The following is a 19,895-nucleotide window of genomic DNA, read 5'->3' as shown; positions in this document are numbered from 1 at the left end:
TCCGTCTGCTGTACAGACGGACGCGCTTCTTTTTTGTCATTGGACCTGGAACATGTTGGTCATGTCCATGGTGATATCGGTGGTGTAGGGATTCAGGTAAGTGTTGATAATCTCCAGGGACTCCTCGGGGTAGTACTGCCAGCACCAGTTCCAGCCCTTATAGCTCACCTCGCCGTTGCCGGGGAAGATGGTGGTGGTGACATTGTTGTCGATATCCACGTAGATGCCCCGGGTGGCGAAGAAGGCCAGGTCACTGGCCGACATGTTGGTCTTTACGTTCTCCCCCACAATCTCGGCAAACTCCGTGATCTTGGGGATGCTGTTCCAGGAGATCAGCTTGCGGGCGATGGCCACCATCAGCTCCCGCTGGGTCTGCTCCCGGTTGGTACCGCTGCCGGCGTACACATCGTAGGTGTTTTCGGGATAGGTACCCGGTCCGTCGGAGTTCTTGCGGCAGCGGGCAATCTCCAGCACCTGCTGGCCGGTAAGGCCGTAGTGCATGCCCTTGTCGTAGTGGATGTGGAGGTTCTGGTCGTCAGCGTCGTAGTTCATGTCCACGGGGACATAGAAATCCACGCCGCCCACCGCGTCCACAATTTCCACAAATGCCTTCAGGTCCACCGTCACATAGAAGTCAATGGGGATGCCCAGCATATCGGCCACCACAGCCCGCAGCTCGTCAATGCCGCCGTAGGAATAGGCGCCGTTGATCTTGTAGTACCTGTGGCTGCCGTACTTGCCGTTGACCAGGGTGTCCCGGGGGATGGACACCAGCGCCACCTTCTGGTTGGGCACGTCATAGGAGGCCACCATGATGGTGTCCGAGTTACCGCTGACCTGATCGCTGGCGGCCAGGAGGAAGGTATAGAACTGGTCCTTCCGCTCCAGCGTCTGCTGACTGGGCGAGGCCGTGCTCTCGTCAACATCCGGCGTATCCGGGTTGTCGGTGGGGTTTTCCGACGCGCTAGCAGTGGGCGCCGGCGGCTGCTCCACCGTGGGTGCGGGGACAAGAATCTGGAACAGCGCGTAGGTGGTCACAATGATCGCGGAGAGCACCACGACTGTGGCGTAAAGGGTGCGCAGCGCCCTGCCCAGAGGTGAGCCCCTCCGTTTCTTCTTTTTCTTCCGTGCTCCCGCCATGGGATATCGTCACTCCCGTTTTCTTTTGCGTTATGTCAACAATCGATATTATATCGGATCAGACCGTCGGGAGCAAGGAAAAGTTGCGGTTCTTTACATTATTTTAAGTTCCTCTGTCACAGCTTGGCCAGCAGCGCCGCCGTCAGGGCGTTGACCGCCCCCAACAAATCCACCAACAGCTGATTCTGGCTCACCGACAGCTCCACCAGCTGCTCCAGCAGGCCTGCTCCTCTCCCCGGCCGCAGCAGCCGCCCGGTGTACGGGTGATCATGGTATTGGGATTGATGTATCGGTTCATGGGCATGTTCTCCAGGCGCTCCATGGTCCGCTCGCTCCGGGCGGAGGAGCGCCCGGAGCCCCGGCACTGGGCCCGGTACCTGCATTCTGCCATCTGCATTACCTCCATTTCTCTGCCCCCATTCTATGCGTCCTCCTCCCTTGCTGCGCCGAAAGGTGCTTGACTTTTCCCCAAAAACACGGTATTCTGAAAACTGTATCAAATGAGACAGTTTTTGGAGGTGGCGTCTATGGCGGAGCTGGACCGGTCCGAGCTGGCCCTGCTGGCCAGTACGCCGCTCTTCCAGGGACTGCCCGAAACCCTGGTGCTCCGGGCGGCCGCCGACCGGCGTTCCACCCTGGCGGAAGCTGCCCGTGGTGAGACCATCTACACCCCCCACGCCTTCTCCCACAGCCTGGGGGCGGTGCTCTCCGGCAAGGTTGAGGTGCGCAAGGGGGAGCTGATTGTCAGCGTGCTGGAGCCGGGAGACCTGTTCGGCGCGGCCGCCCTCTTCAACGACCGCACGGACTACGCCGCCCAGCTCACCGCCCGCACCTCCTGCCGCCTGCTGCTCCTGCCCCAGGAGCTGGTGGAGGAGCTGATGGCCGCCTCTCCCGCCTTGGCCCGGCAGTACATCCGCTACCTCTCCGGCCGTATCCGCTTTCTGGAGCAGAAGATCAACAGCCTGGTGGCCGGAACGGCGGAAGAGCGGCTCTCCTGCTTCCTCCGCGCCCAGGCCCAGGACGGTCTGGTACCCCTAGACTGCTCCCTCACCGGCCTGGCCGGACGGCTCAATGTGAGCCGTGCCTCCCTGTACCGTGCCCTGGATGCCCTGGAGGACCGGGGCGCCATCAAGCGGGAGGGGAAGGCCATCCGGGTGCTCAGACCGGAGCTGCTGGAACCAACACTGTGAACCATCCTATTTCAATCAGAAAGGACAGGAATCCCATGAAGAAGAAATGTCTCGCACTGACTCTGGCGCTGGCCCTTGTGCTGGCCCTGGCGGGCTGTGGACCCCAGAATCCCCAGACCTCCGGCTCTCCCTCCCCTTCCGTCTCCCCCTCGCCCAGTGAGAGCGTGGAGCCCACCTCCACTCCCTCCCCTGAGGTGACCCCCACTGAGCCCACCGGCGACCGGCCCCAGGTGTCCCTGGCCGTCCTCAGCGGCCCCACCGGCATGGGCGCGGCCAAGCTCCTCTCTGACAACGACGCCGGCACCACCGCCCTGGACTACGACGTGACCATCGCCGCCAGCCCCGACGAGATTACCGGCAAGATCATCAACGGCGACCTGACCATCGCCGCCATCTCCACCAATCTGGCCGCCACCCTCTACAACAAGGATGCCGGCATCCAGATGGTGGCCCTCAACACCCTGGGTGTGCTCTACATCCTGGAGAACGGCGAGAGCGTCCAGTCCATGGCCGACCTGGCTGGCAAGACCATCTACGCCCCCGCCAACACCAAGGGCTCCAACCCGGAGTACGTGCTCAACTACCTGCTGGAGCAGAATGGCCTCACGCCCGGCGAGGATGTGACCATCGAGTGGGCTCCCGCCGAGGAGATCACCACCGGCATGGCCGACGGCTCCATGAGCCTGTGCATGCTGCCCGTGCCCGCCGCCACCAGCGTGCTGATGCAGAACCAGTCCACCCGCCAGGCCCTGGACCTGACCGAGGAGTGGGACAAGGTGACCACCGACAACAGCGTGCTCACCATGGGCTGCCTGGTGGTCCAGGCTGACTGGGCTGAGGAGAACCCCGACCTGCTGAACACCTTCCTGGAGGAGTACGCCGCCTCCATCGACTACGTGACCAGCAACCCGGACGCCGCCGCTGAGCTTATCACCCAGTACGGCATCACCCCCAAGGCCGCTATTGCCAAAGCCGCCATCCCCCAGGCCAACATGGTGTGCATCACCGGCAAGGACATGATGGAGGGTATTCAGGGCTACTTCGACGTCCTCTGGCAGGCCGATCCCACCTCGATCGGAGGGTATATCCCCGATGATGCGTTCTATTACATCCCCTGACAATCAAAAAGCACCCGGCCGCTCCGTGGGCCGGGACATCCTGCGGGCTGTCATACCCCCTGCCTTCTGGCTGGGGGTGTGGCAGCTTGCCGCTATGTGGGTGGGCCGAAAGGCCATTGCCGCCGCCTGGGCGGCCGGAGACGGCGCTGCGCTGGTCAAGGCCGTCATTGAGGGCAAGGCGCTTCTTCTCCCCGGGCCTCTGCTGGTGCTGCGCACTCTGGCAGAGCTGGCGGTCACCCCCCTGCTGTGGCAGAGCGCGGCGCTGTCCCTGGTGCGGATCTTCTCCGGTTTCCTGGGGGGCGCTGTGCTGGGCGGCCTGCTGGCCGCTGCCTGTGCCGCCTTCCGTCCCGCCCGGCTGCTGCTGACCCCTGCTGTGGGCGTCATCCGGGCCACCCCGGTGGCCTCCTTCATCATCCTGCTTCTGCTGTGGGTGACCACAGGGCTGGTCCCCGCCGTGTGCGCCGGACTGATGGTGCTGCCGGTGGTGTGGGGCAACGTGTACAAGGGCATCGTCCAGACCGACCCGCTGCTGCTGGAGGGGGCAAAAACCTGGCGCTTCAGCCGGTGGAAAACCCTGCGGCTGGTGTATCTGCCCTCGGTGCTGCCCTACTTTGCCAGCGGCTGCTCCACCGCCCTGGGCCTGGCCTGGAAGGCGGGTGTGGCCGCTGAGGTGCTCTGCGTGCCCAAGCTGGCCATCGGCTCCCAGGTGTACTACTCCAAGCTCTACCTGGAGACCCCCTCCCTCTTCGCCTGGACCATTACGGTACTGGCCCTCAGCTTCCTGCTGGACAAAATGTTCGGAACTCTGTTCCGCCGTATGGAGAGGGGGCGAGGCGCATGAAGGAGCTGCGCATCACCGGCGCCACCGTCCGCTTTGGGGACAAGACGGTGCTGGACAATTTCTCCCTCACCCTGCCTCTGGAGGGCATCACCGCCCTGTCGGCTCCCTCTGGCTCCGGCAAGACCACCCTCATGCGGGTCATCGCCGGGCTCCAGTCCGGGGAGTCCGGTACCGTGGACGGCCCTGCGCCCCGGGACATCGCCGTTCTCTTCCAGGAGGACCGGCTCCTGCCCTGGCGCACCGTAGAGGAGCACATTACCGACGTGCTGCCGCCGAAGCGCCGGAATGAGGCGGCGCGCTGGCTGGACCTGGCCGAGCTGACGGGAGAGGAGAAGTCCTTCCCCTCTGCCCTGTCCGGCGGCATGTGCCGCCGCTTGGCCCTGGCCCGCACCCTGGCCCTGGGCGGGGCGCTCTATCTGCTGGACGAGCCCTTCAACGGGGTGGACCCGCCCCGGATTGGCCGGATGCTCTCCCGCATCCGGGAGCTGGGGGTACCCGTCCTGCTGGCCAGCCACGACCGGGAGGTGCTGGACCTGGCCGACCGGGTTATTGTGCTGGACGGCCCGCCCCTGCGGGTGGTTCCCTGATATGAAAAACGCCCCTGTCAGCGTCAGGCTGACAGGGGCGTTTCGTTTTCTTACCGGTGGTAGAGCTTGTTGGTCTCGTACTGGGGCTCGCAGGTCAGGTGCATGCCCAGCTTGCTGTAGGTCACGCTGTCCGCCGGAGAGAGGATGACGCTGGAGTGGGCGTCGCAGCCCCGGAGGGCAGAGAGCTGCTCCAGCGCGGCGGCGGCCAGGGGGTCGGCGGCGGCGGAGATGGCCAGGGCGATGAGAATCTCGTCACTGTGGAGCCGGGGGTTGGTGGAGCCCAGGTGCTTGACCTTGACGGTCTGGATGGGCATGATGGCCTCGGGGGAGATGAGGTGCTTCTCGTGCTCAATACCCGCCAGGCGCTTGAGGGCGTTAAGCAGGGTGGCGGAGGAGGCGCCCATCAGGCCGGTGGTCTTGCCGGTGACCACCTCGCCATCGGGCAGCTCGATGGCGGCGGCGGGGTTGCCGGTCTCCTCGGCCACCTGGAGGGCGGCGGCAATGACCGGACGGATGGCGGGGGTGATCTTGGCCTGCTGCATGATCAGCTCCAGCTTGTACACCGTATCGTCCCCGTTCTGGTTCTGCTTGCGGTCGCAGAGGGCGGCGTAGTACCGGCGGACAATCTCCTGCCGGGCGGCGTCCTGGACGGCCTCGTCGTCAAAGATGCAGTTGCCCGCCATATTCACGCCCATATCGGTGGGGGACTTGTAGGGGCACTCGCCGGTGATCTTCTCAAACATGGCGGACAGGACGGGGAAAATCTCCACGTCCCGGTTGTAGTTCACCGTGGTTTCTCCGTAGGCGGACAGGTGGAAGGGGTCGATCATGTTCACGTCGCCCAGGTCGGCGGTGGCGGCCTCGTAGGCCAGGTTCACCGGGTGCTGGAGGGGCAGGTTCCAGATGGGGAAGGTCTCGAACTTGGCGTAGCCCGCCTTGACGCCCCGCTTGTACTCGTGGTAGAGCTGGCTCAGACACACGGCCATCTTGCCGCTGCCGGGACCGGGGGCGGTGACCACCACCAGGGGACGGCTGGTCTCGATATAGTCGTTCTTGCCGTAGCCGTCGTCACTGACGATGAGGCCGATGTTGTGGGGGTAGCCGGCGATGGGATAGTGGAGGTAGACCTTGACGCCCAGGCTCTCCAGCCGGGTGCGGAAGGCGTCGGCAGCGGCCTGGCCGGCGTACTGGGTGACCACTACGCTGCCCACCATCAGGCCCTCGCCCCGGAAGGCGTCAATGAGGCGGAGCACGTCCACGTCATAGGTGATGCCCAGGTCGCCCCGGACCTTGTTCTTCTCGATGTCGCTGGCACAGATGGCGATGACAATCTCGGCGGAATCCCGCAGCTCCTTGAGCATGCGGATCTTGCTGTCGGGCGCAAAGCCGGGCAGCACCCGGGAGGCGTGGTAGTCGTCAAAGAGCTTGCCGCCAAACTCCAGGTACAGCTTGTTGCCGAACTGGCTGATCCGCTCCCGGATGTGGGCGGACTGCATTTCCAGGTACTTCTTGTTGTCAAATCCGATCTTCTTCATCGTCCCGGCCCGGCGCGCCGCTGCGCCGCGCCCTCCCATCCTCTCTGTTACATCTAAAATCAAATGTTTCATTCCGGTTGAGAACACATAACTGGATTAGTATATCACATCTCCATCCAAAGAACAACGCAGCTTCCCGCCCCGCGTCTCAATTTGTCAGAACGCCCAATGAAACCGCCGGATTTTGTATGTCTTTTCGGATGCCGCCCTCTAGTCCAAATGAAACCAAAACAGGAGCGCTGAACCTTGATTCAGCGCTCCTGTTTTTTCTTACTTCGCCTCCGCGATGACCACCCGGATACGGCCGCCCTGGTCCTGGGCCTTGTCGTACCAGCCCGTCAGGTCATAGCCGCCGCCGGATACCCGGCTCAGTTCAGAGAGGTAGTAGTTCTTGTCCCGGTACTCATAGACCTCCACGCTGTCGGAGATGGTCCAGGTCTGGGTGCCCGCCATGGCGGTCTTGCCGTCCACCGCCGTCAGCGCGGTGCCGGTCAGATTGTAGATCCGCTCCACCTCTTTGCCGTCCATCCGCACCTGGCAGGGCCCCTTCTCCAGATTCCAGATGGATTTCTGGCTGGTGTACACGCCGGGCACACCGGCGATGTCGTAGACATAGCTGCTCATGAGCACCATCCCCATGGCCTGCTCGGTCACGTCGGTGAGGACGCCGTACTGGTGGAGGTCTCCGGTGACGTCGTTGAGAATCAGCCGGTCGATCTCCCCCTGGGCGTTGGTGGAGTACCAGCGCACCATGCCGCTGGTCAGGTTCACACCGGCCAGGCGGCTGGGATAGACCCGGAGGGTCTGAGTATCCCCGTAGGTGTCCAGAATTTCCACGTTGGACGCCAGGGAGTAGCTGCCAATGGCGGTCCCGCCGGCGCTCACCTTGCCGGTGAGGGAGGCGGAGGCGAGCTTGCTGACCTGGGTGCCGCCGGTGACCTGGACCAGGTCGCCGGGGTCAAAGGTCTTGTCCGCGTTGTCGCAGCGGTAGCTGTAGGTGCCGCCGTCAGTGGCGGTGAGGGTGATGGTGTCGGCGGTGTAGCTGTGGCCGTTCTCATCCTGATAGGAGGCGGTGCCGATGGCGGTCACCACGCCGTAAACGGTAGTGCTGCTCCCGCCGGAGGTACGGACGGCGGCCACGCCGCCGGAGCGGCCCAGCAGCAGGGTGACGCTGTCGCCCACCCGGAAGGAACCCAGGTCGGACAGGTCGTAGGCCGCCGCAGCGGTCTCAATGGCGTAGGTCTTTCCGCCCACTGTCACGGATGTGGGGTTGGCCGTGGTGTTGATCTGCTGGATGGTGCCGGTGGCCTTGTTTGACCAGGCCCAGAGGGTGTGCATGGGCTTGGAATAGTACACCACATCCAGAGTCTGAATGTCAGCGAGCTGGGCCGCCTTGCCGTCCCGGTATACCGTGGCGGTGGTCAGGGAGAAGGGCACAGAGGCCTGCCAGTCCCCCTCCGCCACCAGGGGACCCTCCATGGCCGAATTGACCAGGGCCACCCGGTCAATCTCGCCGGAGGCAGTCAGGCTGTGCCCCAGGGTGGTCAGATAGATCTGCCCGCTCTTGGTGGGCGCGGTGAGCAGATTGTAAAACAGCCACAGGGCGTCCTGCCGGGTCATGGGGTCGTTCTTCCCGGCGGTAATCCCCCGGTCCAGATTCAGGGCCTGGTACTTGGCCATCTGGCCCGAGCCCCAGGCGCCGGAGAAGTCCCCGTTGGTATACCCCAGCAGGGAGAGCACCATGGACACCCCCTCCACCAGCTGGATCTGGCTGTCGGGGCGGAAGGTGCCGTCCAGGTAGCCCCGGACCATGCCCTTCTCCTGGGCCACCTGGATGTAGGGAGCCGCCCAGTTGGTTCTGGGCACGTCGGGATAGGGGGAGATGCTGGCGGCGGGGCCTACGCTGTCGGCGTAGGCCGACGCGGCCACGGTCAGCTTGGTGAACTCCGCCCGGGTGACGGGCCGGTCCAGGTGGAGGTCGCCGTTTTCATCGCCGGTCATGATGTCCAGGGCGGAGAGCACCTGGGCGGCCTCGTCCACCGTAACCTGGGCCTGGGCGGCAAGGGCGGGCGCGGCCAGCCCCAGCACAAGGGCGGCGGCCAGCAGCGCGGAAACAATCCGTTTCTTCATCTTGTATGCTCCTTTACTCGTAGCGCAGGGCGTCAATGGGGTTGAGCTTGGCGGCCTTGTTGGCGGGCAGATATCCGAAGAGCACACCCACCGCCAGGGACACGCCCGCCGAGATAGCAATGGCGGACAGAGACGCCTTGGCGGTGATGCCCACAAGGTTGCCCGCCACCGTGGCCAGCGACACGCCCAGCACAATGCCGATGACGCCGCCCAGCACGGAGGTGGTACCCGCCTCAATGATAAACTGCCGCCGGATATCCTTGCCCTTTGCGCCCAGGGATTTGCGGATGCCGATCTCCCGGGTGCGCTCGGTGACCGACACCAGCATGATGTTCATAATACCGATGCCGCCCACCAGCAGGGAGATGGCGGCGATGGCCACCAGGACGGTCATAACCGTGCCCTGGATGTTGCCCATCATGTCCATCATCTCGCTCATGGAGATGACCAGATAGTAGTCGTCGCCGCCGTAGAACTGCTCCAGCTTGCTCTCAATCACCGCCTTGGCACGGGCGTTGGTGTCCTCGCTGGTGGCGGTGAACAGGTACTGGCTGATGACTGCGTTGCCGTTGAGCCGGGTGGCGTTGGTGTAGGGGATGTAGACCGAGTTGTCGCCGCCGTAGGAGGTGTTGTCCGCCTGCTCGGCCAGCACACCCACAATGGTGTACTCGTTGCCGTTGATGCTCAAGGTCTCCCCCAGGCCGGCGCCGTTGAAGGTCTCCTCATTGACATAGGAGCCGATGACGCACACATTCTGCATCCGGGCGGTGTCGATGTACTGGATGAACCGGCCCTGGCTCAGCTCCATGCTCTTGACGGTGATGTACTCCTCCCCCACGCCGGTGAGGGTGGTGCTCAGGGTCTCGGAGCCCTGCTTCACAGTGGCCATGGAGCTGACGCTGGGGCTCATAGCGGCGATACAGTCCCGATTCTCGTCCTCTAGGGCGTACATTTCATCCTCCGTGATGTTCTGGGAAGAGCCCCGGCCCATGATCTGGACCTGGAGCAGGTTGGTGCCCATCTTCTCAAACTCGGAGTTGATCATGTCGTTCATGCCGTCGCCCAGGGAGATGATGATGATGACGGCGGCCACGCCGATGATGATGCCCAGCATGGTGAGCAATGCACGCATCTTGCTGGTGGCCAGGCTCTTGAGGGCCAGGCGGAAGGACTGGGAAAAGCTCATGTCCCCGCCCCCTCTCCGAAGCCAACTGGCTCCTCATCGCCGCTCTCGGTGGGCTGGACCACGGCTCTGGGGTCGTGGGCGTCCCCGTCGTAGATGATGCGCCCGTCCTGCAGGCGGATAATCCGCTGGGCCCGGACGGCGATGGAGTTGTCGTGGGTGATGAGGACGATGGTGTGCCCCGCCGCGTTGAGCTTCTGGAGGAAGGAGAGCACCTCACGGCCCGTCCGGGAGTCCAGGGCGCCGGTGGGCTCGTCAGCCAGGATGACCCCCGGGTTACCCGCCAGAGCCCGGGCGATGGACACCCGCTGCTGCTGGCCGCCCGAGAGCTGGTTGGGCCGGTTTTTGTACTTATCGCTCAGGCCCACCATTTCCAGCGCCTGGAGGGCGGCGGCCCGGCGCTCGGAGGCGGACATACCGCCGTAGAGCAGAGGCAGCTCCACGTTCTCCAGCACGTTGAGGGTGGGGATCAGGTTATACTGCTGGAAGATAAAGCCCAGCATCTTGTTGCGGATGACGGCCTGCTGGTCGTCGTCCATGGTGGACACGTCCACCCCCGCCAGCTCATAGGTGCCGCTGGTGGGCACGTCCAGACAGCCGATGATATTCATGGCTGTGGATTTGCCCGAGCCGGACTGGCCCACGATGGCCACAAACTCCCCCTCGTTGATCTCAAAGGACACCCCGTCCAGGGCGTGGACCGCCGTGTCGCCCATCTGGTAGATCTTATAGACGTCGGTAAATTTAATCATGGCTCGGTCACCACCACAGTGGCAGCCCCGCCGCCGGACTGGGCCATGCTGCCCATCATCTGTTCAATCAGGCTGGTCTGACTCATCTGGTAGACCACCGTGTCCCCCTCGCTCAGGCCGGAGAGAATCTCGATGTACTCCTCGTCGTTGCGGCCCAGCTCCACCGGTGTCTCCACCAGACGGGAGTAGTCCGGGTTGCCGTCCTTATCATAGGCGTCAGCGGGCAGCACCTGCACCACGTTGCCCCGGCCCACCATCTCCACCGGCACGGAGAGCACATGCTCGGCGTGCTCCACCAGAATCTCGGCGGACACGTTCATGCCGGGCAGCAGCTCGCCGGGGTCGTCAATCTCCACGGTGACCGGGTAGGTGGTGACGCCGTTCATGGTGGTGCCGTTGATGTTGAGCTTGCTCACGTGGCCGGTAAACTCCTGGCCCTCCAGGGCGTCGGCGGTGATGCGCACCTCCTGGCCCACCTCAATCTGGCCGATGTACAGCTCGTCGATGTTCATGGTGAAGCTGAGGCTGGACATGTCATAGATGACCGCCAGGTAGCCCGTCGCGGCAGCGGCGGAAGAGGTATCCAGGTTGTCCCCCGCCTTGTAGTTCTTCTCAATCACAGTACCCGAGATGGGGGAGGTGATGGTGTAGTTCTCCAGCTGGTCCCTGGTACTCTGGAGGCTCAGCTCGGCGGAGCGGAGGCTGAGCTCCGCGTTTTTGATCTGACTGTCCATATCGGTGGCCTCAAAGGCGCCGATGATCTGGTCCTTGGTCACCCGGTCCCCCTCAGAGACGGTGAGGGACTCCAGCTTGCCGCTGGTCTTGGCGGTGACGGTGGACTGTGCGGCGTATGTAAAGGTACCGGTGCCTGCGCAGTCCGCTCCGCCCACCGACGCAGTGCCCGTGTTCTGGTCGGAGAGGGCTCCGGGGTTGGACACAATGATGGTGATCTCCCGGACCAGGGTGCCCCCTGTGCCCGCCTGGTCCACAGGCGAGATGGAGTCCACCGTGCCCTGGAGGGTCTCGGCTGTGCCGTCCACATACACCGTGGCGCTCTCACCCACGTAGAAGGCCGCCGCGTCGGCGGAGTGGAAGGGGATGGTCAGCTTCATGGTGTCCCGGTCAATGATATCCGCGATGGGAGAGCCGGCGGTTACGTTGTCCCCGGCCTCGTAGTACAGCTTCTGAATCACGCCGGTGTCGCTGGCCTTCACGTCGGTGTTCTCAGCGGCATCCTCCTTGCTGTCCAGGGCGTTCTGGTAGCTCAGCCGTGCCTGTTCCACCGTGATTTCCGCCCGCTCGATGGAGTTCTGCACGTCGGAGGCATCAATCTGATAGAGCACGTCCCCCTTCTCCACCTGATCGCCCTCCTCAAAGGGGGCGTCCAGAATCTCGCCCTTCACCAGGGCGGTAACCTGGTAGGAGTCGGCGGGCTCCACTGTGCCGGTGCCAGACACTGAGACCGTCAGGTCCCGGTACTCCGCTGTGGCCGTCTGGTAGAGCATGTTCCCTATCTGCTCCGACGCACTCATAATGGGCCGGACCAGGAACCAGAACGCCAGCGCCGCCAGGATGACCAGCACAATCAGTACCTTCACCCATCTGCGCTTTTTCTTTGGCTTTGGAATCTTGAACTCCGGCCGCTTGGGCGCGGTCGGTGTCTGGGACGCCGCTTCCTTGATTTCTGTACTTTCCATGCTGATTCTCCTTTTATTCGTGCTGGGTTTCGGGCTGCTTTCGCTCCATGCCCCGCCTGAGAATATCCAGTGTGCGCAGATAGGCGCCGCGCACCTCCGCCGGGTCCTCCGCCTGAATCCCCCGGAGCACCGCCTGCCCGGTCACCCCCATGAGGATGTGGAACATGTTCCCCAGGTCGTCGGCACTGCGCAGGTCCAGGAGACGTGGGTCCACCCACTCCACCAGCCGCCCAGGCATGGGCAGGCAGCCCTCTATTCCCAGCAGAGACGAGAGCTGGGCGCCGCTGTTGTTGCGGACCACGCCCATGATGTGCTGGTAGCGCTCCTTCTTCTCCGGGTCCCGGTACTCCGCCTGAATCCGGTCAAACAGGTCCAGAAAGGCGGCAAAAATATCCCCGCGCCGCCGCTCCAGCAGTTCTTCCAGCAGAGCAGTGAGCTGACGGCTCCACTCCCCCATCAGGTAGAGGAACAGCTCCTCCTTGTCCCGGAAGTACATGTAAAAGCTGCCTCTGGGGATGTCCGCCGCCTGTATCATCTTGTTGATGGAGGCCTCCGCATAGGGCACCCTGGCAAATTCTGCCCGGGCGGCGGCGAGCAGCTTCTCCCGCTTCTCCGACGGCAGGTTGAAAAACGTCGTGCTTGGCATCTCATCCCTCCATATGTGACAATCTGTCAGCAATGATAGCTGACAAGTTGTCATATGTCAATTCGAGCCTGGGAAAATTTCAAGTTTGTTTACAATCCTCCCGCAGGCGCTCTCATCATACAGCGGCGGGATTTGTGCTCTTTCAAGATCAGATTAAAATTTCCTTAATTCTCCTCTGCCATCTTACCACTTCTATTTTACTTTTTTTGTATTTTCATGTATATCCTTCCTCACTCCTGTCCACAATAGGACGCGAAGGGAGCCCCGGCCCCCTCAAATCTTAGGATAGGAGCGTCACAATGAAAAAACCATGGACCGACCGCTTTGGCGACTTCATGGCGGGGAAGGGCTTTTACATAGTCCTGTTCCTCTGCGTCGCCGCAATTGGAATTTCGGGCTATTATCTCTTCTCCACTCTGGGCGGCAACGACCCCGCCGCCACGGTGGGCGGTACCGCTCAGGTCACCGTCACCCCCAGTCCCAGCGTCTCCCCCTCCCCCAAGGTGGACGCGGTGAAGCCGACCATTCCGGCCACCCCCTCGCCTACGCCCACGCCGACACCCACTCCCACCCCCAGCGCCAGCACCGCCCCCTCCGCCACGCCCAAGCCCTCTGAGGTGGTCACCTCTTCCGTGTACACCTGGCCGGTCAAGGGCTCGGTACTCAGCGCCTTCTCCCCCGACCAGCAGGTTTACAGTCCCACCATGGACGACTGGCGGACCCATGAGGGCGTGGACATTGCCGCCGACCTGGGCACCCAGGTGAAGGCCGCCGCCGGCGGTACCGTCACCGCCATTGAGCAGGACTATTTCATGGGCACAACCGTCACCATTGACCACGGAAACGGCATGGTGAGCGTATACTCCAACCTGGCCGAGCTGCCCACCGTGGAGGTGGGCGACGTGGTCACCACCGGTGATATCATCGGCTCTGTGGGCAGCACCGCCAAGGCAGAGAGCCTCACCGCCTCCCACCTGCATCTGGAGATGATGAAAGACGGGGCCTATGTGGACCCGCTGGAGTATCTGCCGGACGTGAAGTAAGCAAAAAACCGGGAAGAACACAGTCTGAGCTGTGTTCTTCCCGGTTTTCGTTATGTTTTTCCAGAAATTCAGGCCTTTACGGTCTTTTTCTTCCGCAGCAGCAGGGCCGCGCCCGCTACCACGATGACGGCCACAGCCACGTCGCCGGCAATGAGGGCCTTCTGCCAGCCGGCCAGGGCATAGTGGATGGTCACGCCAGAGGTGATGCCCTGCATGGCGTTGCTGTTGACCACCATGTAGAGCACGTTGTGGGCCGCATTGCGCATAGCGGCCACGCCGGTGGCGGAGGTGGAGTCGCTGAGGGAGCCGTCGGCAAAGGTGTTGAGCATCAGGTCGTTGCCGGCCCGCACGCCCTCATCGGGGTCCATGTAGGGGTTGCCGCCGTAGTAGTCGGAGATGACGGCGCCGTCAAAGCCCCACTCGTTGCGGAGCACCTGGGTCATCATGGCGTAGTTGCCGCCCGCCCACTGGGTGCCGATGCAGTTGTAGGCGCTCATGATGGCAGTGGTGGCCTTGATCTCCCGGGTGGTCATCTGGCCGTCCTCGCCGGTGTAGCTGATGGTGGCGGTGGCCTCCTTGACGCACAGCTCGAAGGGCTTCATGTAGATCTCACGGATGGCCTGCTCGTTGGCAAAGGTGGCCATGCCGTTGCGGCCGTCCTCCTTATCGTTGAGGGCGAAGTGCTTCAGGTAGCAGTACACGCCCTTCTCCATGGCGCCGGACACCTCACGGGCAGCCATCTTGCCGGACAGGTAGCCGTCCTCGGAGTAGTACTCGTAGTTGCGGCCGGCAAAGGCGGAGCGGTGGGTGTTCATGGCGGGGGCGTACCAGCCGTTGAAGCCGTTGTACAGGCCCTGCTCGCCCACCATCTTGCCCATCTCATAGGCCAGCTCCTCGCTCCAGGTAGCAGCCAGCACCTCCTGAGCGGGGAAGCCCAGGCACACGGCGTCGCCGCCGGCGGCGCTCACCCAGGTGGACCAGCCCATGGGGCCGTCATAGTCCAGAGTAGCGGGCTTGCCGATGGAGAGCATCTCGGCGGTGTTGTAGCCGGCGTTGGCCAGCATGTTGGCCACCTCGCTCATGTTCAGCTGGTCCAGCAGCAGGTCCCAGCCGGGGTCGTCATAGTCCTTGCCCCGCAGGTCGATGAGGGTCAGGCCGTTGGAGGCGCCGGCGGTGGGCATCTCGTCGGTGTAGACAATGCTGCCCTCCACATTGCCCAGGGTGGGATCGGTCTTCTCGTCAAACACGGTCTCCAGGTCGGTCTTGATGGCCTCCTCGGCCTCCATGTCGGCGGCGGTGGGGGTGGTGGGGAAGGTGCCGGCGAAGTCGGCACGGGTCATGTTCAGGGGCGCGCCCTCCTGGGGCTCGTCGGTGAACACGTCGGACACCTGGTCAAACTGATTGACGGCGGCCACCATGTCGGAGGGACGCTTGTTGTCCTCGTTGTAAACCACCTTCTCCAGACGCTGGGTGAAGATGCGGCTGCCGTCACCCTGGGTCAGCTCGGCCCAGCTGTGGGCGTTGTCGCTGAGGTAGAAGGTGTAGTCGCCCTCGTCCAGCACGTAGCAGCCCTCGCCCTTGTAGTCATAGGAGGCCAGAGCCTCGGCGGGCACGGTGAGGGTCAGGGTCTGGGAGGCGCCGGGCTCCAGCTCCTCGGTTTTGCCGAAGGCCACCAGCACCACTTTGGACTTCTCCACGCCGCCGTAGGTGTAGGGGGCCTCGGCGTAGATCTGCACCACCTGACGGCCGGAGTAGGTGTCGCTGGTGTTGGTCACCTTCACGTTAAAGGTAAAGGTGTCGTCAGCGTAGGTGGGAGCGCCGTCGTACTCCATGGTGAAGTCGGCGTAGGACAGACCATAGCCGAAGGGGTACTGGACGGCGGTGTCGTAGTCAAAGCCGGGGTAGTTGCCCGCCAGAGCCTCGGCGGCGGCGGTCTCGTAGTAGCGGTAGCCCACGTAGATGCCCTCCTCATACTCGATGAAGGAGCCGGACTCATAGCCGCCGATGGAGCCGTCCACGTTGGTGTAGTAGAGCTCCTGGAAGTTCTGGAAAGAGGGTTCCTTGGTCAGGTCGTACACATAGGTGTCCACCGTCCGGCCGGAGGGGGTCACCTCGCCGGTGAGCACGTCGGCCAGGGCACGGGCGCCCTGGTCGCCGATGCAGCCCACCCACAGGGCGGCGTCAATGCCGTAGGCCTCGTCCTCCAGGAAGCTCAGCTCCATGGCGTTGGCGGTGTTGCACACCACGATGATCTTGCTGAACACACCCGCGTCCTTCTGCTCCTTGACGTAGGCGAGCATCTCCTCCTCGATGCTGCTCAGCTCCAGGTAGGTCTTGTCCTTGTCCTCCTCACGGGGGGCGTAGTCGCTCATGTCAGTGGGCAGGTCGCAGCCCTCGCCGCCAACCCGGCCGATGAACACGATGGCCGCGCCGTTATAGGAGGTGAAGGAGTCCTTCAGGCTGTCGGGGTAGTCCTGGACGGGCACCTCGGCGATGATGTCGTTGATGAACATGGCCGAGCCCATGGAAGAGATGAAGCCGCGGCCGGTGTACTCCACAGGCATGTCACCCATGCCGGTGGGCATGGTCACCTTATTGACCGTGGTGGAGATGGCGTGGTTGGCGTAGAAGTCGTAGAGGTCAGGGTTGACGGAGAAGCCGTCCTCCTCCAGGGCGGTCTTGTAGTCCACCGGGCTACTCTCAGTGGCCGCGCTGCCCGCACCGGTGTAGATGGGGTCCACGCTGGTGCGGCCGAACAGGGACACCGCCCGCTCGCCGTCAGAGAGGGGCAGGGCGCTGTTGTCGTTCTTCAGCAGCACAATGCCCTCGCCCTCAATGCGCTGGGCCAGCTCCTCGCTGGCGGAGAGCAGCTCTTCGGCGCTGGCATAGTCGGACGTGTAGTAGTTGCCATCAATGCCGGCACTGCTCTCGTTCTCCTCGATGATGGCGTCACCCTTGCCGAAGTACATGTTCATGACCGTGTACAGCGGGCCGGTGAGGACCACGTTGACCACAACGGCCAGCACCAGCAGGATGACCAGCAGTACCGCGCCGACGGTTCTGCCTTTCTTTTTCTGTTCCATTTCCGTTCCTCCTTCATGTCTGCGGGAGCTACCCGGGCACGGGCACGCTTCCTTTCGTCCCCTACTCTAGCACGCTTTTTCCCCATTTTTGAAAATCGGTACGAAAGGCGCAAATAGGGTACGAAATGCAGCAAGGGGCCGTTGACAGCGCCGCCTTGTCCTGTGCTATACTGGAGGAAAAGGAGGGGATTTTATGTATCAGGCCGCCATTGTGGAGGATGACGCCGTTATCCGGGATTATTTTCGGACCACCCTGGCCGCTGCCTTCCAGGCGCGGAACGTGTCGGTGGGGTTCGACCTCTTCCCCTCCGGAGACCGGTTTCTGGCCATGTACCAGTCCCACTACCACTACGATATGATTTTTCTGGACATCGAGATGCCCGGTCTGGACGGCATCGAGGTCTGCCGCCGCATCCGCGCCCAGTCCCCCGACGCCCTGGTGGTCTTTCTCTCCCAGAAGGACGAGCTGGTCTTTCAGACCTTTGAGGTCCAGCCCTTCCGCTTTGTCCGTAAAAGCCAGTACGACAGGCAGCTGGACGCCCTGGCCGACGCCCTGCTCACCCGCCTGCGGCAGTCGGAGCGGCACATGCTCCAGATCCGGGAACCCCTGTCCGGGGATATCTACTCCTTTGACGTCCACAAGCTGCTGTATGTGGAGGCCCAGCGGAAGGACTGCCGCATGGTCACCGCCGAGGGGGAGACCGTCCTGCGCTGCAAGCTGATGGACCTGGAGGAGCAGCTGGCCCCCTGGCCCTTTCTCAAGCCCCACCGCAGCTTTCTGGTCAACTGCGAGGCCATCCGGTACATCGGCAAGAGCAGCCTGCGGCTGAGCAGCGGGGCGGAAATTCCCATCAGCCGGGGCAAGCTGGAGGAGGTCAAGCAGCAGTTCCTCCGGTACAGCACCACCTGAGGGAGGGACGCCGCCTTGTTTATGACCTTCTATCACTTCTACCGGCTGGTGGCTCTGGACGGCATCGTCAATTTCGCTCTGCTCTCCTATACCATCTACATGCTCTGTGGCGCCAGGCGTCGCTGGCTCAGGGGCTGGCTCTATGTACTGCTGTCCACCGCCGCCTATTTCGCCATGATGAGTCTCCCCTCACTGCCTGTCTACGCCCCGCCGTCCACCACCCCCTATGTACAGCCCTACTGGTACTATTTTCTGTGCAATCTCCTGGTGAACCTGGTGCTGGCCCACTTTCTGCTGGACAAGGCCTTTCTATTCAAGCTCATCTACATCGTGTTCTACGTCTCCTTTGTCCAGCTCTACAAAATGGTGTGTGAGCCCCTCTATGAGCGGGAGTTTCTTATCCCGGAACGGCTCTACGCCACACTGGACATATGCAGCGAGCTGATTTTGTGTGTGCTGCTGGTGCTGCTCATTCTGCTCTTCCGTAAATTCCCCCTGGACACCTCCCTCCGATTCGCACCCAGCCAGCTCTTTATCGCCCTCTACTTCCCGGTGAGCCTGCTGATGGCCTATGTTCTGGTCACCAACAGCCCCACTCTGCTCAATTACTCCCTCCAGATTATCTCGGCGGTGGTCATCACCAACCTGCCGGTAATCTACTACTTTCTCTCTCTCATCATCCGGTCCTACGAGGACCTGCGCAGCCTGGACCAGGCTCTCACCCAGACCCAGGCCCAGCTGACCCGGTTCCGCTTCTCCCTCACCCTCCAGGAGCAGCTGAAGAAGGAGCGGCATGAGCTGAAGAACAACTACTATTATATTCAGGCCCTGCTCAAGCAGGAGAAGTACGACCAGCTGAACGCTTATCTGGAAAAGGTCACGGGAGAGGACCTGGCGGCCCTGAACCAGATTGAGACAGGTAATGCCCTCATGGACTACCTGCTCAACCGGAAGCTGGGAGAGGCCCGGCAGCATCACATCCGCACCTGCACCGAGGTGGTGGTGCCCACCAGCCTGACCGTCAGTGAGGACGCCTTCTGCACCATCCTGCTCAACCTGCTGGACAATGCCATCGAGGCCAGCCGGAAGGAGGAGGACCCCCTGCTCCAGATCACCATCAAGTGCGTGCAGGAGTATCTGGTGTGCGTGGTCCGAAACAAGGTCAGTCGGGACGTGCTGGCGGAAAACCCCGACCTGCGCACCACCAAGGCCGACAAAAATGCCCACGGCTTCGGGACGAAAATCGTCTCCCAGGCGGTGGAACGGTGCGACGGTATCCTAAATTACAGCATGGAGGATGGCTTCTTCACCGTGAAGGTCATGCTGCCTCTGACCCACCACAGGGACGGCTGACAGCATCAAAAGGCCCTGTACCTCTTCAAGGTACAGGGCCTTTTTTGCACGATTCAGGACTCCATATGCCGTCCCAGAAAGCCGGCGATGGTCTGGGCCAGCTTGTAGTCGGTCTCGCCGGTGGTCATATCCGGGTCTGTGGAGACAAACAGCACACAGCCCAGCACATCCCCCTCGGACAGAATAGGCGCGGCGGTGGAGATAAAGTATTTCTCGTTCTCCTCACTGACCAGAAGTGGGGTCTCCCCCTGACGGTACTGGTAGATCTGACGTGCCTCCATCAGCTGCTCCAGATCCTGGGAGATGCGCTTCTCCGCCAGCTCCCGGTGGGCAGTGCCCGCTACGGCGATGCAGCTGTCCCGGTCGGTAATGACTGCGATTTCGCCGGTGGTCTTATTCAGTGTCTCACACATCTGGCCGGCAAAGTCGCCCAGCCCGCCCATCAGGGAGTATTTCTTGAAGATGACCCCGCCGTCTTTATCGGTGTAAATCTCCAGGGGGTCGCCCTCGCGGATTCGCATGGTCCGGCGGATTTCCTTGGGAATCACGACCCGGCCCAAGTCGTCCCATTATGTCAAGAGAGGGACAAAAAAATTAACGATTTTTTCAAAAAGCCCGGTGCTGCTTGGTTTTTGAGCTTCTTGAAACGCTAACTCCTGCCACTATTTGTCTCGACAGATTATGTTA

General features: G+C 62.6%; 17 protein-coding genes. 7 read left to right on the top strand and 10 right to left on the bottom strand.

The window, feature by feature from the left end:
• Nucleotides 1-36: 36 nt before the first annotated feature.
• Nucleotides 37-1,140, bottom strand: coding sequence for an LCP family protein (locus ACOX7T_RS14170; RefSeq protein ID WP_433443925.1), 1,104 nt, complete (start codon nt 1,138-1,140; stop codon nt 37-39).
• A 190-nt stretch (nt 1,141-1,330) separates the two neighbouring features.
• Nucleotides 1,331-1,531 carry a hypothetical protein gene (locus ACOX7T_RS14165; RefSeq protein ID WP_433443923.1) on the bottom strand — a complete coding sequence of 67 codons (201 nt, stop codon included), beginning with the start codon at nt 1,529-1,531 and terminating at the stop codon, nt 1,331-1,333.
• 136 nt (nt 1,532-1,667) lie between these two features.
• On the opposite strand from ACOX7T_RS14165, the gene ACOX7T_RS14160 reads away from it, so the two are divergent.
• The 4 genes from ACOX7T_RS14160 to ACOX7T_RS14145 are packed head-to-tail and all read left to right on the top strand — an operon-like array spanning nt 1,668 to nt 4,876.
• The gene (locus ACOX7T_RS14160) at nt 1,668-2,330 is read left to right on the top strand and encodes a Crp/Fnr family transcriptional regulator (protein ID WP_433443921.1); all 663 of its coding nucleotides are present in this window, start codon (nt 1,668-1,670) and stop codon (nt 2,328-2,330) included.
• Nucleotides 2,331-2,365: 35 nt separating this feature from the next.
• Nucleotides 2,366-3,448, top strand: coding sequence for an ABC transporter substrate-binding protein (locus ACOX7T_RS14155; RefSeq protein ID WP_433443919.1), 1,083 nt, complete (start codon nt 2,366-2,368; stop codon nt 3,446-3,448).
• The gene (locus ACOX7T_RS14150) at nt 3,423-4,289 is read left to right on the top strand and encodes an ABC transporter permease (RefSeq protein WP_433443917.1); all 867 of its coding nucleotides are present in this window, start codon (nt 3,423-3,425) and stop codon (nt 4,287-4,289) included. Before ACOX7T_RS14155 ends, ACOX7T_RS14150 begins: the two co-directional genes overlap by 26 nt.
• Nucleotides 4,286-4,876 (top strand): ATP-binding cassette domain-containing protein, encoded by a 591-nt coding sequence (locus ACOX7T_RS14145; protein WP_433443915.1) that lies wholly within the window; start codon nt 4,286-4,288, stop codon nt 4,874-4,876. The genes ACOX7T_RS14150 and ACOX7T_RS14145 overlap by 4 nt, the downstream gene beginning before the upstream one ends.
• Nucleotides 4,877-4,926: 50 nt before the next feature.
• Here the strand turns inward: ACOX7T_RS14145 and ACOX7T_RS14140 are convergent, their stop codons facing one another.
• From ACOX7T_RS14140 to ACOX7T_RS14115, 6 genes are all read right to left on the bottom strand, one after another.
• Entirely contained in the window at nt 4,927-6,411 is a 1,485-nt protein-coding gene (locus ACOX7T_RS14140; protein WP_433443913.1) for a DUF1846 domain-containing protein, read from the bottom strand.
• A 270-nt stretch (nt 6,412-6,681) separates the two neighbouring features.
• Entirely contained in the window at nt 6,682-8,541 is a 1,860-nt protein-coding gene (locus ACOX7T_RS14135) for an S-layer homology domain-containing protein (protein WP_433443911.1), read from the bottom strand.
• 13 nt (nt 8,542-8,554) lie between these two features.
• Nucleotides 8,555-9,727 (bottom strand): ABC transporter permease, encoded by a 1,173-nt coding sequence (locus ACOX7T_RS14130; protein ID WP_433443909.1) that lies wholly within the window; start codon nt 9,725-9,727, stop codon nt 8,555-8,557.
• On the bottom strand, nt 9,724-10,476 hold the full coding sequence (locus ACOX7T_RS14125) for an ABC transporter ATP-binding protein (RefSeq protein ID WP_433443907.1): 753 nt from the start codon (nt 10,474-10,476) through the stop codon (nt 9,724-9,726). The genes ACOX7T_RS14130 and ACOX7T_RS14125 overlap by 4 nt, the downstream gene beginning before the upstream one ends.
• Entirely contained in the window at nt 10,473-12,173 is a 1,701-nt protein-coding gene (locus tag ACOX7T_RS14120) for an efflux RND transporter periplasmic adaptor subunit (protein WP_433443905.1), read from the bottom strand. The genes ACOX7T_RS14125 and ACOX7T_RS14120 overlap by 4 nt, the downstream gene beginning before the upstream one ends.
• A gap of 13 nt (nt 12,174-12,186) precedes the next feature.
• Nucleotides 12,187-12,819 carry a TetR family transcriptional regulator gene (locus ACOX7T_RS14115; protein WP_433443903.1) on the bottom strand — a complete coding sequence of 211 codons (633 nt, stop codon included), beginning with the start codon at nt 12,817-12,819 and terminating at the stop codon, nt 12,187-12,189.
• Nucleotides 12,820-13,118: 299 nt separating this feature from the next.
• Here ACOX7T_RS14115 and ACOX7T_RS14110 point away from each other — a divergent pair, with 299 nt between their 5' ends.
• Nucleotides 13,119-13,862 (top strand): peptidoglycan DD-metalloendopeptidase family protein, encoded by a 744-nt coding sequence (locus ACOX7T_RS14110; protein ID WP_433443901.1) that lies wholly within the window; start codon nt 13,119-13,121, stop codon nt 13,860-13,862.
• A 68-nt stretch (nt 13,863-13,930) separates the two neighbouring features.
• Here the strand turns inward: ACOX7T_RS14110 and ACOX7T_RS14105 are convergent, their stop codons facing one another.
• Nucleotides 13,931-16,945 (bottom strand): glycoside hydrolase family 3 C-terminal domain-containing protein, encoded by a 3,015-nt coding sequence (locus tag ACOX7T_RS14105; protein WP_433443899.1) that lies wholly within the window; start codon nt 16,943-16,945, stop codon nt 13,931-13,933.
• Nucleotides 16,946-17,138: 193 nt separating this feature from the next.
• Between ACOX7T_RS14105 and ACOX7T_RS14100 the strand changes: the two genes are divergently transcribed.
• Nucleotides 17,139-17,855 carry a LytR/AlgR family response regulator transcription factor gene (locus ACOX7T_RS14100; RefSeq protein WP_433443897.1) on the top strand — a complete coding sequence of 239 codons (717 nt, stop codon included), beginning with the start codon at nt 17,139-17,141 and terminating at the stop codon, nt 17,853-17,855.
• A gap of 21 nt (nt 17,856-17,876) precedes the next feature.
• Nucleotides 17,877-19,208 carry a sensor histidine kinase gene (locus ACOX7T_RS14095; RefSeq protein WP_433443944.1) on the top strand — a complete coding sequence of 444 codons (1,332 nt, stop codon included), beginning with the start codon at nt 17,877-17,879 and terminating at the stop codon, nt 19,206-19,208.
• Between the two features lie 53 nt (nt 19,209-19,261).
• On the opposite strand, the gene ACOX7T_RS14090 is transcribed toward ACOX7T_RS14095, so the two are convergent.
• Nucleotides 19,262-19,768, bottom strand: a complete 507-nt coding sequence (locus ACOX7T_RS14090; RefSeq protein ID WP_433443894.1) for a stage V sporulation T C-terminal domain-containing protein — start codon at nt 19,766-19,768, stop codon at nt 19,262-19,264.
• Nucleotides 19,769-19,895: the final 127 nt, after the last annotated feature.

Origin of the sequence: Pseudoflavonifractor sp. (genome assembly GCF_050943825.1) — a bacterium.
GTDB lineage: Bacteria > Bacillota > Clostridia > Oscillospirales > Oscillospiraceae > Pseudoflavonifractor.
This window is presented reverse-complemented; position numbering and strand designations above follow the sequence as displayed.